The organism is Citrobacter sp. Ce129, from assembly GCF_030334545.1.
GTDB classification, from domain to species: Bacteria; Pseudomonadota; Gammaproteobacteria; order Enterobacterales; family Enterobacteriaceae; genus Citrobacter; species Citrobacter europaeus.
The window spans coordinates 57,034-72,677 of record NZ_JAOWDS010000055.1; the positions used below are offsets into that span (position 1 = coordinate 57,034).

Sequence of the window (15,644 nt, forward strand, 5' to 3'; positions counted from 1 at the left end):
TTAGGCGAAATAGTTGAGTAAGGTCGTAATGACGGTACGTTGGTTCACCGGCGACAGATTGTAGAACAGCGGTAAACGCAGCAGGCGCTCGCTCTCTTTGGTGGTGTAACGATCAACACCGGAGAACACGCCAAATTTATCGCCAGCCGGGCAATCATGCAGCGGGATATAGTGGAATACCGCCATAATTTCAGCTTCTTTCAGGAAGTTAATCAACGCAGTGCGATCGTCGATATCACGCAGCTTGATGTAAAACATATGGGCATTCTGCACGCAGTTTTCCGGAACAGAAGGCAGATCAATGCGCCCGGCGCGCGCCAGCGGCTCGAGGGCATCGTAATACTTTTGCCACAGTGCCAGACGCTGCTGGTTAATACGGTCCGCTGCTTCCAGCTGCGCCCACAGATAAGCGGCCTGCAGATCGGACATCAGATAGCTGGAGCCGATATCACGCCAGGTATACTTATCGACCTGCCCGCGAAAAAACTGACTGCGATTCGTCCCTTTTTCACGGATGATCTCCGCACGTTCGACTAATTTTTTATCATTAATCAGCGTCGCGCCGCCCTCACCGCCTGCGGTGTAGTTTTTGGTCTCATGAAAGCTAAAGCAGCCGATGTGGCCAATCGTCCCCAGCGCACGACCTTTGTAAGTCGACATGACGCCCTGAGCCGCATCTTCCACCACATACAGGTTATGTTTATCGGCCAGCGCCATAATGGTATCCATTTCACAGGCCACGCCCGCGTAATGTACCGGCACAATAACGCGGGTTTTGTCGGTGATCGCCGCTTCAATCAACGTTTCGTCAATATTCATGGTATCCGGGCGGAGATCAACAAAGACAATTTTCGCGCCGCGCAGAACGAAGGCATTAGCCGTGGAAACAAACGTGTAGCTCGGCATAATAACTTCATCGCCAGGCTGGATATCCAGCAGCAATGCCGCCATCTCAAGCGATGCGGTGCAGGACGGCGTCAGCAGCACTTTCTCGCTGCCAAAATGCTGCTCCAGCCACTGCTGACAGCGGCGGGTAAAGCCACCGTCACCACACAGTTTGCCGCTGTTCATTGCGGACTGCATGTAATCGAGTTCAGTTCCCACCACCGGCGGTGCGTTAAATGGAATCATCATGTCACCTGTATAACCAATACGCGGTGCTTTCCACATTCGCACCACTGTGTATGTAACGTTTAAGCGCGGCGGTGTTGCCCATTTGGGTCGCCACACGCAATGTTGTTTTTCCGCGAGCCTGTGCCCAGCAAAGCGCCGCCTGCATCAGTTCTGCACCCGCGCCACGCCCGGCCAGCAGGCCAATTCTCGCCTCGGTCGCATTCAGTTCACGCAGCGAGACATAGCCACGAATCTCCCCTGTAGGCGTACGAAAAACGAGACACTGATGGTCAAACGTGCCCAGTACTGCATTTTCAATCCACTGCGCGTAAAAACGCGCGCTGGCATCAGCGGCATACCACGGCGCGCGAAAACGACTTAGCGCAAACGCCTGTCCTGCCAGATAGCGTAATGCAGGGATATCCGAAGATTGCGCGACCTGCGCGCCGGGGTCGCCACTGGCACACGTTACCGGCAGTACAAAATCCACTTCACCTTCGACCAGTGAAAAGCCCAACTGCTGCAGGGCGTCTAATTCCAGGGTATTACCGGCAGGTATTTTTGCCTGTACCCGCGACCAGGGCAGCAATGCATCCGTGGTCAGAACCGGCGCGCGTTGGTCAAAACGGACAATGGCGCTATTGACGCCAAAGAACGTATTTTCCCAGCTAAGCGGTTCAATACTGGCGCGGACGAGCACGGAGCAGCTCCAGCAGATATTGACCATAACCCGTTTTGGCCAGCGAACTGGCGGCACGCTTCACGCCTTCGTCATCCAGCCAGCCGTTACGCCAGGCGATTTCTTCCAGACAGGCTATTTTAAAGCCCTGACGTTTCTCCACCGTCTGCACAAACGTGCTCGCTTCGATCAAACTGTCATGCGTACCGGTATCCAGCCAGGCAAAGCCACGCCCAAGCAATTCGACCGTCAGATGTCCGTCATCAAGATACATTTGGTTGATAGACGTAATCTCCAGCTCCCCACGCTCAGAAGGTTTCACGCGTTTTGCGTATTCCACCACTTTGCTGTCATAGAAATAGAGCCCGGTCACCGCCCAGTTGGACTTTGGTACTTTCGGCTTCTCTTCCAGAGAGACTGCGCGAAAATTGTCATCAAACTCAACCACACCAAATCGCTCAGGGTCCATTACCTGATAACCAAACACCGTCGCGCCTTGCGTTCTGGCAGCGACATGACGCAGTTTTGGACTGAATCCCTGACCAAAGAAGATGTTGTCCCCTAGCACCAGGCACGATGGTTCACCGTTGAGAAACGTTTCACCGATAATAAAAGCCTGCGCTAATCCATCCGGGCTCGGCTGCTCAGCATAGTGCAGTTCAATGCCGAACTCAGACCCATCACCCAGCAGACGCTGGAAATAGCCTTTATCTTCCGGTGTAGTGATAATCAGGATTTCGCGAATTCCCGCCAGCATTAGTACTGATAGCGGGTAGTAAATCATCGGCTTATCGTAAATGGGCAATAGCTGCTTCGATACGCCACGCGTAATGGGATACAGGCGAGTACCTGAGCCACCCGCCAGAATGATACCTTTCATGCGTTGTCTCCTCCGGGAGCCAAAACCAGGCTGTTAGCCCTTCAGACCTAAACGTTCGCCCTGGTAACTGCCGTCCTGCACGGGTTTCCACCATGCCTGATTATCCAGATACCACTGCACGGTTTTGCGCATTCCGCTTTCAAACGTTTCCTGCGGCATCCAACCTAGTTCACGCGCAATTTTTGAAGCGTCAATGGCGTAACGCAAATCATGGCCAGGGCGATCGTCCACAAAAGCGATCAAATCGCGGTACTGTGCAATGCCCTGCGGTTTATGCGGCGCCAGCTCTTCCAGCAGGCTGCAAACTGTTTCGACAACATCCAGGTTTTTACGCTCGTTATGACCACCAATATTATAGGTTTCTCCAACCACGCCCGCCGTCGCCACGCAATAGAGCGCCCTCGCGTGATCTTCTACATACAACCAGTCACGGATCTGTTGACCATTGCCGTACACCGGCAACGGTTTCCCCGCCAGTGCGTTGAGGATCATCAGCGGAATCAGTTTTTCCGGGAAATGGTACGGACCATAGTTGTTAGAACAATTGGTAATCAGCGTTGGCAGACCGTAGGTACGCAGCCAGGCGCGGACAAGATGATCGCTGCTGGCTTTCGATGCGGAATAAGGGCTGCTTGGCGCATACGGCGTGGTTTCGGTGAAGAAATCATCTATGGAATGGAGATCGCCATATACCTCGTCAGTCGAAATATGGTGGAAACGAAACGCCAATTTTTTCTCGCTGGCCAATGCGTTCCAGTAAGCACGCGCCGCTTCCAACAGCGTGTAGGTTCCCACAATGTTGGTTTCGATAAAGGCAGCCGGACCGTCGATTGAGCGATCGACATGGCTTTCAGCAGCCAGATGCATCACGCAGTCCGGCTGATAGTGTTGAAACACCCTGTCGAGCGATGCCCGATCGCAAATATCCACTTTCTCAAAGGCAAAACGGTCATTCTGCGCAACTGGCTCCAGCGACATCAGGTTTCCGGCGTAGGTCAGCTTATCGACCACAACCACCGCATCCTCGGTATCATGAATGATATGCCGCACAACCGCCGAGCCGATAAATCCCGCTCCGCCAGTAACAAGAATTCGTTTCATTATCGCCAAACCCCTTTGGTATCAACGATGTACTGCTGTTGAACCTCATCGCCTTTGATGGCTTTAAATTCATTATGGTCAACCAGCATGACCAACACATCGGCACTTGCCAACGCATCGTCCAGCGCCGCCAGTTGGCAAAGACCATCCAGTTTTTTCGGCAGTTGATGGATGTTCGGTTCCACCACCAGCGTTTCGCCTTTGTGCCATTGCGCGATGTTTTGCGCAATTCCCATCGCCGGGCTTTCACGCAAATCATCAATATTAGGTTTGAATGCCAGACCGAAACAGGCAATTTTCACTTCGCTGGCCCGTTTATTGGTCTCCGCCAGACAGTCAGCTACGGCAGCCTTCACCCGATCGACCACCCAATGAGGCTTACCATCGTTTACCTCACGCGCGGTACGGATCAGTTTCGCCTGCTGCGGATTCTGCGCCACGATAAACCACGGATCGACCGCGATACAGTGTCCACCCACGCCGGGGCCGGGTTGCAAAATATTCACGCGCGGATGGCGGTTTGCCAGGCGAATAAGCTCCCAGACGTTGATCCCCTGGTCGGCGCAAATCAGCGACAGTTCATTGGCGAAAGCAATATTAACGTCGCGGAAGCTATTTTCCGTCAGCTTACACATTTCGGCGGTGCGGGCGTTGGTTACCACACATTCACCTTCGAGAAAGATGTTGTACAGCTCACTGGCCCGCGCGGAACAGACGGAGGTCATTCCACCAATTACGCGGTCATTTTTAATCAGTTCGACCATTACCTGGCCCGGCAGCACGCGCTCTGGGCAATAAGCAATGTTAATATCTGCTTGTTCACCGACCTGCTGCGGAAAAGTCAGGTCAGGACGCATTTCAGCCAGCCATGCGGCCATCTGTTCAGTTGCCCCGACAGGTGAAGTGGATTCCAGAATCACCAACGCACCTTTTTTCAGTACTGGCGCAATAGATTTAGCCGCGGCTTCTACATAGACCATATCGGGTTCATGATCTCCCTTGAACGGGGTAGGTACCGCAATCAGATACGCATCAGCGTCTACGGGTGTCGTGGTTGCACGCAGAAATCCATCTTCGACCGCCGTTTTCACCACCGCACCCAGATCGGGCTCAACGATGTGAATTTCACCGCGATTAATGGTATCCACCGCATGCTGGTTTACATCTACGCCAATCACATGTTTTTGACGGGAAGCAAAGGCAGCCGCCGTTGGCAGTCCGATATAACCCAGCCCAATGACAGAAATGGTCGTAAAACTCATAGCGATATCCGATTATTTTTTAACGCGTGTAAAATGCGGTCACATGCCTGCCCGTCACCATACGGATTATGGGCACGGCTCATGGTCTGATATTCATCGTCGTCTTGCAGCAAACGCGTGACTTCTTCGACAATACGCTGCGGGTCAGTCCCCACCAGACGCACAGTTCCTGCGGTTATCGCTTCCGGGCGCTCCGTTGTCTCACGCATTACCAGCACGGGTTTTCCCAGAGACGGCGCTTCTTCCTGAATCCCGCCGGAATCGGTAAGGATCAGCCAGGCGTGATTCATAAGCCAGACGAATGGCAGGTAGTCCTGCGGTTCGATTAAAACCACGTTTTCAACGTGACCCAGGATGCGATTGACCGGCTCGCTGACGTTAGGGTTCAGGTGTACCGGATAGACAATCTGCACATTCTGGTTAGATGCGGCTATCTCCGCCAGGGCATGGCAGATTTGCTCAAAACCGCGACCAAAGCTTTCCCGACGGTGACCGGTAACGAGGATCATCTTTTTATCAGCATCCAGGAAAGGATAACGCTCAGCCAGCTCCGCACGCAGCGTCTCATTGCCCAGTACACGATCCCGAACCCAGATCAACGCATCAATAACCGTATTACCCGTGACGAAAATACGATCGTCAGGAATAGCTTCCCGCAACAGATTTTGGCGCGAATTTTCTGTCGGGGCAAAATGATACATCGCCAGACGCCCGGTCAGCGTGCGGTTCGCCTCTTCCGGCCATGGTGAAAAGAGGTCACCTGTACGTAAACCAGCCTCTACATGCCCCACCGGTATGCGCTGATAGAACGCGGCCAGACTGGCGGCAATGGTGGTTGTGGTATCACCATGAACCAACACTACATCAGGTTTAAAATCAGCCAGAATTGGCTTTAACCCTTCCAGAATGCGGCAGGTTATTTCGGTTAATCCCTGACCTGGCTGCATAATATTGAGATCGTAGTCAGGTACAATGGAAAAGAGATTCAACACCTGATCGAGCATCTCCCGATGCTGCGCCGTGACGCAAACTTTCGCCTCAAAATCAGGATCTTTTTCCAGCGCATGAACCAGAGGAGCCATCTTAATGGCCTCCGGTCGCGTGCCAAATACAGTCAGTACTTTCACATCGATTCTCTTCGGATTGGCAGCGAGGGCCCAGCCCCTCACTGCAACGGCATTGCTAAATCGGACGGCGACGGGTTAACGCGACACCAGCACCGATCAGAGCCCCGACAATACCCCACATAATCATCAGGAAGGCGCGACGAGGGCTGTCACGTTTTACCGGTTCTTCCGGCGTCCTCAAATAACGATAGGTCTGAAAACGGGGATCTAAAGTTGGCCCGACATTCAGGGTGTTCAGCATGGCTCTGTTCTGAAAATAGTCCAGATCGAAATCCGGACCAATTGACTGCAAATTCTCGAGTCGAGCCTGCAACATAGGACGTCCGAGTAAGAACAATTCTGAATCTGGCAACTCATCAGCTGGAACATCTGTGGAAGTACGCGAAATATTATGCTGCTCGGCAATTTTAAGCGCTTGTTCAATGCTGTGGACGCGGCGAGAGAAAATGGATTTTGCTACTTCTTCCTGGCGTTTAACCTGCGCTTTCATTTGCACCGTGCGTGCGGCCCATGCGCCTTTTAACTCATCGTTAAGATGACGTGCCGCGCGCTGGCTGGCAAACGCCACGTACTGGCGCAGCAGATTGTTGGCATCCGGCGCCGTCTCGGCAATCAGCTTCACGCTGTCATTGGTGTTACGCAGCGCATCGCCAGGCAAAAACTGAATGTTATTGATCAGTTCATCCAGCATCGCCGCATCGGCTTTGCTGTTACCGACCATACGTTGCTTGTAATAATCAGTCTGCTGCCAGAATTCTCGGCGTGTATCCCAGGAAGCAAGCTGCATGATGAATTCTTTATAGGCTTCATCCATTACCGACGGTTGGTCGGCAGATGCGAGACTGGCCTTTATATCCAGGTTACGTAAAAACTGTTGTTGAGAGTAAAACCCCCCCAACATATTGACCGTTGGCCTGTCAGTAATCGCTGTTGCACTCCACTCCTGACGAGCAAAAAATGTATAGGCGAGAGCCACTATCGCGAAGGCGAGAGCCATACCGACGATCCACACCTTCCCTGCCCACAAGGTACGAAACAACCCACGGATATCCAGTTCATTTTCAGCGCTCACGGCGTCTTCCCCCGGTAATGGTTGTCTCATTGCATCCTCAATTTACTTGGTTAAGTTTGGTTTGCCTTCACGAACTCTTCGCAATCTGCGCTTCACTCGTTTGATAAATCTCGCTACCTTCCAGGCGCGCTTGATACAGTAACCGTAGAGGCCAAAGGCCAGTAAAAAAAGCAACAACATGGCCCATTCAGGGACTAAGCGAAAATATTCAGCCAACACGCCGATAGACGCCAGAACCGCCGCAGCCAGCGTAATCAGAACAAATGCCTGTCGGGAAGTAAACCCTGCCCGCATCACCAAATGATGTATGTGCTGGCGGTCCGCTGAGAAAGGACTCATGCCTTTTCGCAAGCGTCGGTACATGATTGCCACCATATCCATTAACGGAATGGCTATAATCCACAGTGCTGTGACCGGACTAATAGGATGCGTTTTGCCTTGAGTAGTTTCGAGCAGGATCCAGATCACTGTGAAGCCGATCAGCGTACTGCCCGCATCACCCATAAAAACTTTATAGCGACGTCCAAGAATGCCCAGATTTAGCAGAATATAAGGCAGAATGGCGGCGATCATGGCAAAACACCAGATAGCCAGGCTCGTCTGCCCATCGAACCACAAAATGAACCCCATCGCCGCAAATGAAACGCTGGACAACCCGCCCAGCAGACCATCAATCCCATCCACCATATTAAAGGCGTTTATCGCCGCCCAGACGGCAAACAGAGTAAGTAGATAACCGAACGGACCGAGCACCATCTCCCAGGGGCCAAAAATATACCCAAGGCTAAGCAGATAGAGTTTACCAACTGACATCATGATAATGCCGATTGCGGCCTGGATAACTGCACGAATTTTTACACTAATATCAAAGCGATCGTCTAACGCGCCGACCAAAACCAATACTCCAGCACAAGCCAGATAGAGAGAAGCATGCGGGATGTAATAGTCAGCAATGGCAAACGTAAAACATACACCCGCGTAAGCCGAAATCCCCCCAACCAACGGAATCAGTCCCTGATGCCGTTTACGGAAGTTGGGTTTATCCACTAAACCAATCTTTTTTGCGACCTTGCGGGCAAAGAAAAGAAACAGTGTTGTGAATAAAAAAATACTGATGAGATCAGTGCTTACTGTCAGTAAATTCACAATGCATGCTCTCAGAGAATATTAATAGCAGAAGTATAACCACGAAGACCTTTATTCAGAAGGGAAACCCGACTTCATATCCAATGGTTTTGTATAATTATCAACCACAAGATACAGATTACGAATCTTTTTCTACTTGTTGGTAAGTCATACCGTATTATCGTTATTGTGTCGTTAAGATTACAGCCATAAAAGCAAAACGCCACGTAAAAACGTGGCGTTTTCAGATGATGCCTGAATCAGGAACGCTTCATCATGTCGAAGAAGTCGTCGTTAGTCTTGGTCATCGCCAGCTTGTTAATGAGGAATTCCATTGCATCGATCTCACCCATCGGATGGATGATTTTACGCAGGATCCACATTTTCTGCAGCTCTTCCTGAGTGGTAAGCAGCTCTTCTTTACGGGTACCGGAACGGTTGTAGTCGATAGCCGGGAAGACGCGTTTTTCAGCAATCTTACGAGAGAGATGCAGTTCCATGTTGCCGGTACCTTTAAACTCTTCGTAGATAACTTCATCCATTTTAGAGCCGGTATCGATCAGCGCAGTGGCGATGATGGTCAGGCTGCCGCCCTCTTCCACGTTACGCGCCGCACCGAAGAAACGCTTCGGACGATGCAGGGCGTTGGCATCCACACCACCGGTCAGAACTTTACCGGAAGCAGGTACCACGGTGTTATAAGCACGCGCCAGACGGGTGATGGAGTCGAGCAGAATGATAACGTCTTTCTTGTGTTCAACCAGACGTTTCGCCTTCTCGATAACCATTTCCGCAACCTGGACGTGACGGGAGGCGGGTTCGTCAAAGGTAGACGCAACCACTTCACCTTTCACCAGACGCTGCATCTCGGTCACTTCTTCCGGACGTTCGTCAATCAGCAGCACCATCAGCACGCAGTCTGGATGGTTGTAAGCAATGCTCTGCGCAATGTTCTGCAGCAGCATGGTTTTACCTGCTTTCGGCGGAGCAACAATCAGACCACGTTGGCCGCGACCGATCGGTGATGCCAGATCCAGTACACGCGCCGTTAAGTCTTCAGTAGAACCGTTACCACGTTCCATACGCAGACGAGAGTTTGCGTGCAGCGGGGTTAAGTTCTCAAAGAGGATTTTGTTACGGGCGTTTTCTGGTTTGTCGTAGTTAACTTCGTTAACTTTCAACAGCGCAAAGTAGCGTTCACCTTCTTTCGGCGGGCGAATCTTACCAGAAATGGTATCACCAGTGCGGAGGTTGAAACGGCGGATTTGGCTGGGAGAAACGTAGATGTCATCAGGACCGGCGAGGTAGGAGCTGTCTGCAGAGCGGAGGAAACCAAATCCATCCTGCAATATCTCCAGCACACCGTCACCAAAGATATCTTCGCCACTCTTTGCGTGCTGCTTCAGGATGGCAAAAATAATGTCCTGCTTGCGCATACGAGCCAGGTTTTCAAGGCCCATATTTTCGCCGAGAGTGATCAGCTCAGAAACCGGCGTATTCTTTAATTCGGTAAGATTCATAATGGTGTGAGTTCTTAAACTTGGGGTAAATCTCGAACTTAATGTTGTGAATGGTATGGCAGGGTCATCCATGCCTGTTTACGGCCATCAACTCATGTCTGTTCGCTGTCTGGTCACAGGAAAGTACACAGAACTGAAACGACAAGACGGATTGAGTGACAAGCCAGGAATCTGTCCACTTCTCGCGCGAGAAACTACGGGAAGTATTGGATATAACTAGATTCAAACTTAATAAGGTATGTTTAATACGAAGTCAACACTAACTTAGCACGACTCAAGTCGGGCGTCCAGTCATCCGAATCATTTCGAAGTATGGTCGCCCGATCATGAGACTTCCTTACGCTAAATTAGCGTCGAGGAATTCTTTCAACTGACCTTTGGACAGTGCGCCGACTTTCGTCGCCGCAACTTCGCCGTTTTTAAACAGCAGCAGGGTCGGGATGCCACGGATACCATACTTCGGCGCGGTGCCTGGGTTTTGGTCAATGTTCAGTTTAGCAACCGTCAGTTTGCCCTGATATTCGTCAGCGATTTCATCCAGAATTGGAGCGATCATTTTGCACGGACCGCACCACTCTGCCCAGAAATCAACAAGGATAGCTCCGTCCGCTTTGAGTACATCCGTGTCAAAACTGTCGTCAGTCAGGTGAATAATTTTATCGCTCATATTAACTCCACAGGAATAAGCCTGGTGCGTTGGTGTACTCTTAATCAACGACGTGTTGATGTAGCATTAACCAACTAAAGGTTGACTTTATTTCACCGGATACGCTTTCGTAAAGCAATAGTAAGCTGATATTCTACCACACTATGAGCAAAACACATTTAACAGAACAGAAGTTTTCCGACTTCGCCCTGCACCCAAAGGTGATAGAAGCCCTTGAAAATAAAGGCTTTCATAACTGCACGCCCATTCAGGCCCTCGCGCTGCCGCTAACACTGGCAGGTCGTGATGTTGCAGGGCAGGCGCAAACCGGTACCGGAAAAACGATGGCGTTCCTGACGTCAACGTTTCATTATCTTCTCTCTCATCCCGCGATTGCCGATCGCAAGGTGAACCAACCGCGTGCGTTAATTATGGCGCCAACGCGTGAGTTAGCCGTGCAGATCCACGCCGACGCAGAACCGCTGGCGCAGACCACCGGTCTGAAATTAGGTCTGGCTTATGGCGGCGACGGTTACGACAAACAGCTGAAAGTGCTGGAAAGCGGCGTCGATATTCTTATCGGCACGACCGGTCGTCTCATCGACTATGCAAAACAGAACCATATTAACCTGGGCGCGATTCAGGTCGTGGTGCTGGATGAAGCCGATCGTATGTACGATCTGGGCTTTATCAAAGATATCCGTTGGCTATTCCGCCGTATGCCGCCAACCACCCAACGTCTGAACATGCTGTTTTCTGCAACTCTCTCTTACCGCGTTCGCGAACTGGCGTTCGAACAGATGAATAACGCCGAGTACGTTGAAGTCGAACCGGAACAGAAGACAGGTCACCGTATTAAAGAAGAGCTCTTCTATCCTTCCAACGAAGAGAAAATGCGTTTACTGCAAACGCTGATTGAAGAAGAGTGGCCAGATCGCGCCATCGTCTTTGCTAACACCAAGCATCGCTGTGAAGATATCTGGGGCAGTCTTGCCGCTGACGGTCATCGCGTCGGTCTGCTGACCGGTGACGTGGCGCAGAAAAAACGTCTGCGTATTCTGGATGAATTCACCCGTGGCGATCTCGACATTCTCGTTGCGACGGATGTCGCCGCGCGTGGTCTGCATATCCCAGCCGTAACGCATGTATTTAACTATGACCTGCCGGATGACTGTGAAGATTACGTTCACCGTATCGGTCGTACCGGACGCGCAGGAGCAAGCGGTCACTCTATCAGCCTGGCCTGTGAAGAATACGCGCTGAATTTACCCGCAATCGAGACCTATATCGGCCACTCGATCCCGGTCAGCAAGTACAACCCGGATGCGCTGATGACCGATCTGCCGAAGCCATTACGCTTAACGCGTCCACGCACAGGCAATGGCCCACGCCGTACCGGTGGTGCTCCGCGTAATCGTCGTCGTTCAGGTTAAGAAAAGTTATGCCATACACAAAATCATTCAGCCTGTATCAAGGCGGCAAGAAAACGAATCCCGATGAGCTTACTTTAGTAAGTGATTCGGGTGAGAGAACGCAGCCAACACAGATACAGGTTGAAGGATGAAGTGTATGAATTCTACTTCGCTGTACGCCGCAATCGATTTAGGCTCGAATAGTTTTCATATGCTGGTTGTACGCGAGGTGGCGGGAAGCATTCAGACGCTTACGCGTATTAAACGCAAGGTGCGTCTGGCCGCTGGGCTCAACAGCGACAACGTTCTTTCCGTTGAAGCCATGGAGCGCGGCTGGCAATGCCTGCGCCTGTTTGCTGAACGTCTGCAGGATATCCCTCAGCCGCAAATACGCGTGGTTGCAACAGCAACATTACGCATCGCGGTAAACGCCGATGAGTTTATCGCCAAAGCGCAGGAGATCCTCGGCTGTCCTGTACAAGTTATCAGCGGTGAAGAAGAAGCGCGCCTGATTTATCAAGGTGTTGCCCACACCACTGGCGGTGCCGATCAGCGTCTGGTCGTCGACATTGGTGGGGCCAGCACTGAGCTGGTTACCGGTTCTGGCGCGCAAACCACTTCCCTGTTCAGCCTGTCAATGGGCTGCGTCACCTGGCTCGAACGCTATTTCACCGATCGTAATCTGGCACAGGAAAACTTTGACGAGGCCGAGAAAGCCGCTCGCGAAGTTCTGCGCCCGGTCGCCGACAAACTGCGTTTTCATGGCTGGAAAGTTTGCGTTGGTGCCTCTGGCACCGTCCAGGCGTTACAGGAAATCATGATGGCGCAGGGTATGGATGAGCGCATTACGTTGGCCAAACTTCAGCAGCTCAAACAGCGCGCCATCCATTGTGGTCGTCTGGAAGAGCTGGAAATCGAAGGGTTAACGCTGGAACGCGCGCTGGTTTTTCCCAGCGGGTTGGCCATTCTGATCGCCATTTTCACCGAACTGAATATTCAGTGCATGACTCTGGCCGGCGGCGCACTTCGTGAAGGTTTGGTCTACGGTATGCTGCACTTGCCGGTTGATCAGGACATTCGCAGCCGTACGCTGCGTAATATTCAGCGTCGATTTATGGTCGATACCGATCAGGCGAATCGCGTCACGCAGTTGGCTGTTCATTTGCTCGAACAGGTTAAAGATGAGTGGCATCTTGAAGCCATTAGTCGCGAACTGCTGCAAAGTGCCTGCCAACTGCATGAGATAGGGCTGAGCGTGGAGTATAAGCAGGCACCGCTGCACGCCGCCTGGCTGGTACGTAATCTCGATCTCCCGGGCTTCACTCCCGCGCAGAAAAAACTGTTAGCCACGCTGTTGCTCAACCAGACCAACCCGGTCGACCTCTCTTCGCTCCACCAGCAAAACGCGGTGCCACCGCGCATCGCGGAGCACCTTTGCCGTTTACTACGCCTGGCGATCATCTTCGCCGCTCGCCGTCGCGACGATTTAGTGCCACATATCACCCTGCAAGCTCAGGATGAGGATCTGACGCTAACGCTGCCGGAAGGCTGGCTGGAACATCATCCATTAGGTACAGAGCTGATCGATCAGGAAATACAGTGGCAAAGCTATGTCCACTGGCCGCTGGAAGTGCGTTAGATACTGGCTGCCGGATGGCGCTTACGCTTATCCGGCCTCCAAATATTACTTCTCTTTGGCTTTCGCCATCATTGCCCGAATATTAGCGATGCTGGCCTGCCCTTTTTGCATCCGCTCCTCGGCGCTGACCACTTTACGCTCCTGTTCCCAGATAACGTCATCCTGCGGCAGTTCCAACAGGAAACGGCTCGGTTCCGGTCGCACCAGCTCACCGTACTGGCGACGTTCTTTACACAGCGTGAAGATAAGTTCTTTCTGCGCACGCGTAATTCCGACGTAAGCCAGACGACGCTCTTCATCGATATTGTCTTCATCGATGCTGCTCTGGTGCGGCAAAAATCCTTCTTCCATTCCCACCATAAATACGTACGGGAACTCCAGTCCTTTTGAAGCGTGCAGCGTCATTAACTGCACCTGATCCAGCTCTTCCTCGCTCTCTCCGCGCTCCATCATGTCGCGCAGGGTAAAGCGGGTAACGACCTGAGTCAGTGTCATTGGCTCTTCCAGTTCACTGCCTTCCAGCATCTCCGTCATCCAACTGAACAGCGTGTTGACGTTTTTCATACGCATTTCAGCCGCTTTCGGGCTCGGCGAGGTTTCATACAGCCAGGATTCGTAATCAATGCCATGGATCAGATCGCGCACGGCGGCAACCGGCTCGCGCTCCGCCAGGCGTTGAATTTCACCCAGCCAGTGCGTAAAGCGGGTCAGAGAATCATACCCGCGCCCGGTCAGCGTTTGGCTAAGCCCCATATCAAAGCTGGCGGTAAACAGGCTTTTATTACGCGTCATCGCCCATTCCCCCAGCTTTTGCAGCGTGGCCGGGCCGATTTCACGTTTTGGTGTGTTTACGATGCGCAAAAATGCGCTGTCGTCATCCGGGTTGCTCAGCACGCGCAGGTAAGCCAGCAGATCTTTAATCTCCGGGCGCGAGAAGAACGACGTCCCGCCGGAAATTTTGTACGGGATGCGGTTCTGCATCAGAAACTTTTCGAACACGCGCGACTGATGGTTGCCGCGATACAGGATGGCGTAGTCTTTATATTGCGTCTTGTTCACAAAGTGATGGGCAATTAATTCCCCGGTCACTCGTTCAGCTTCATGCTCTTCATTATTTGCGCTCAGCACCTTCAGCTCAGCACCGTAGCCCAGCTCAGAAAAGAGCCGCTTTTCAAAGACGTGTGGGTTGTTCGCAATGAGGATGTTCGCCGCCTTCAGGATACGCCCTGATGAGCGGTAGTTTTGCTCCAGTTTAACCACCTGCAAGGCCGGGAAGTCTTTGCTCAACAGCACCAGGTTCTGCGGACGCGCGCCGCGCCAGGAGTAGATCGACTGATCGTCATCGCCCACGACGGTGAAGCGCGCCCGTTTCCCCACCAGCAACTTCACCAGCTCGTACTGGCTGGTGTTGGTATCCTGATATTCATCCACCAGCAGGTAACGAATTTTGTTCTGCCAGCGCTCACGCACTTCTTCATTGCGCTGAAGCAGCAGCGTGGGGAGCAGGATCAGATCGTCAAAATCGAGAACGTTACACGCCTTCATATGGGCGTCATACAAACCGTAGCAGTGAGCAAAAATACGATCCCGCTCGCCCTTTGCGCTGGCTGCCGCCTGCACCGGGGTCATCAGATCGTTTTTCCAGTTGGAGATCGTCGAGATCAGCTGTTGGAGAATAAGCTTATCGTCTTCAATTAGCCCTTCAGTCAGTTCCTTAAGCAGGGCCACCTGGTCGGTATCATCAAACAACGAGAAGTTCGACTTCATCCCCAGCGCCGCATATTCACGCTTAATGACATCCAATCCCAGAGTGTGGAAAGTGGAGATCATCAATCCGCGTGCCTCTTTACGACCCAGCGTTTGCGCCACACGCTCTTTCATCTCGCGCGCAGCCTTATTGGTAAAAGTTACGGCCGCAATATGTCGTGCCTGATAGCCACATTCACGAATCAGATGGGCGATTTTGTTAGTGATAACACGCGTCTTGCCGGAACCCGCACCCGCCAGCACCAGGCAAGGTCCGGTGACGAATTCGACGGCTTGTTGTTGTCCGGGGTTCAAACGCATA

The 15,644-nt window shown here is 52.1% G+C and carries 14 protein-coding genes; 2 read left to right on the forward strand and 12 right to left on the reverse strand.

What is annotated here, in order from left to right; translation table 11 throughout:
• The 11 genes from rffA to trxA all read right to left on the reverse strand — a co-directional run bounded on the left by rffA (position 1) and on the right by trxA (position 10,546).
• Entirely contained in the window at positions 1 to 1,131 is a 1,131-nt protein-coding gene (rffA, locus tag OGV77_RS06565; protein ID WP_047413319.1) for a dTDP-4-amino-4,6-dideoxygalactose transaminase, read from the reverse strand.
• Positions 1,132 to 1,135: 4 nt separating this feature from the next.
• Positions 1,136 to 1,813, reverse strand: coding sequence for a dTDP-4-amino-4,6-dideoxy-D-galactose acyltransferase (gene rffC / locus OGV77_RS06570; RefSeq protein WP_043018977.1), 678 nt, complete (start codon positions 1,811 to 1,813; stop codon positions 1,136 to 1,138).
• Positions 1,791 to 2,672 carry a glucose-1-phosphate thymidylyltransferase RfbA gene (rfbA, locus tag OGV77_RS06575; RefSeq protein WP_043018976.1) on the reverse strand — a complete coding sequence of 294 codons (882 nt, stop codon included), beginning with the start codon at positions 2,670 to 2,672 and terminating at the stop codon, positions 1,791 to 1,793. The genes rffC and rfbA overlap by 23 nt, the downstream gene beginning before the upstream one ends.
• Positions 2,673 to 2,705: 33 nt before the next feature.
• Positions 2,706 to 3,773, reverse strand: coding sequence for a dTDP-glucose 4,6-dehydratase (gene rffG, locus OGV77_RS06580; RefSeq protein WP_043018975.1), 1,068 nt, complete (start codon positions 3,771 to 3,773; stop codon positions 2,706 to 2,708).
• Positions 3,773 to 5,035, reverse strand: a complete 1,263-nt coding sequence (wecC, locus tag OGV77_RS06585; RefSeq protein WP_043018974.1) for a UDP-N-acetyl-D-mannosamine dehydrogenase — start codon at positions 5,033 to 5,035, stop codon at positions 3,773 to 3,775. Before wecC ends, rffG begins: the two co-directional genes overlap by 1 nt.
• Entirely contained in the window at positions 5,032 to 6,162 is a 1,131-nt protein-coding gene (gene wecB, locus OGV77_RS06590) for a non-hydrolyzing UDP-N-acetylglucosamine 2-epimerase (RefSeq protein ID WP_043018973.1), read from the reverse strand. The genes wecC and wecB overlap by 4 nt, the downstream gene beginning before the upstream one ends.
• A 55-nt stretch (positions 6,163 to 6,217) precedes the next feature.
• Positions 6,218 to 7,264 (reverse strand): ECA polysaccharide chain length modulation protein, encoded by a 1,047-nt coding sequence (gene wzzE, locus OGV77_RS06595; RefSeq protein WP_043018972.1) that lies wholly within the window; start codon positions 7,262 to 7,264, stop codon positions 6,218 to 6,220.
• Between the two features lie 12 nt (positions 7,265 to 7,276).
• Positions 7,277 to 8,380 carry a UDP-N-acetylglucosamine--undecaprenyl-phosphate N-acetylglucosaminephosphotransferase gene (wecA, locus tag OGV77_RS06600; protein WP_043018971.1) on the reverse strand — a complete coding sequence of 368 codons (1,104 nt, stop codon included), beginning with the start codon at positions 8,378 to 8,380 and terminating at the stop codon, positions 7,277 to 7,279.
• A gap of 239 nt (positions 8,381 to 8,619) precedes the next feature.
• Entirely contained in the window at positions 8,620 to 9,879 is a 1,260-nt protein-coding gene (rho, locus tag OGV77_RS06605) for a transcription termination factor Rho (RefSeq protein ID WP_002437993.1), read from the reverse strand.
• An 87-nt stretch (positions 9,880 to 9,966) separates the two neighbouring features.
• The gene (locus OGV77_RS06610) at positions 9,967 to 10,086 is read right to left on the reverse strand and encodes a rho operon leader peptide (RefSeq protein ID WP_072033422.1); all 120 of its coding nucleotides are present in this window, start codon (positions 10,084 to 10,086) and stop codon (positions 9,967 to 9,969) included.
• 130 nt (positions 10,087 to 10,216) lie between these two features.
• Positions 10,217 to 10,546: a thioredoxin TrxA gene (trxA, locus tag OGV77_RS06615; protein ID WP_001280776.1), complete on the reverse strand. Its 330-nt coding sequence runs from the start codon at positions 10,544 to 10,546 to the stop codon at positions 10,217 to 10,219.
• A gap of 143 nt (positions 10,547 to 10,689) precedes the next feature.
• Between trxA and rhlB the strand changes: the two genes are divergently transcribed.
• Positions 10,690 to 11,958: an ATP-dependent RNA helicase RhlB gene (rhlB, locus tag OGV77_RS06620; RefSeq protein WP_003829013.1), complete on the forward strand. Its 1,269-nt coding sequence runs from the start codon at positions 10,690 to 10,692 to the stop codon at positions 11,956 to 11,958.
• Positions 11,959 to 12,094: 136 nt separating this feature from the next.
• The gene (gene gppA / locus OGV77_RS06625) at positions 12,095 to 13,576 is read left to right on the forward strand and encodes a guanosine-5'-triphosphate,3'-diphosphate diphosphatase (RefSeq protein ID WP_087050443.1); all 1,482 of its coding nucleotides are present in this window, start codon (positions 12,095 to 12,097) and stop codon (positions 13,574 to 13,576) included.
• 45 nt (positions 13,577 to 13,621) lie between these two features.
• Here the strand turns inward: gppA and rep are convergent, their stop codons facing one another.
• A complete protein-coding gene (rep, locus tag OGV77_RS06630) occupies positions 13,622 to 15,643 on the reverse strand; it encodes a DNA helicase Rep (RefSeq protein ID WP_087050444.1) in 2,022 nt (673 codons plus the stop codon).
• Position 15,644 lies beyond the last annotated feature (1 nt).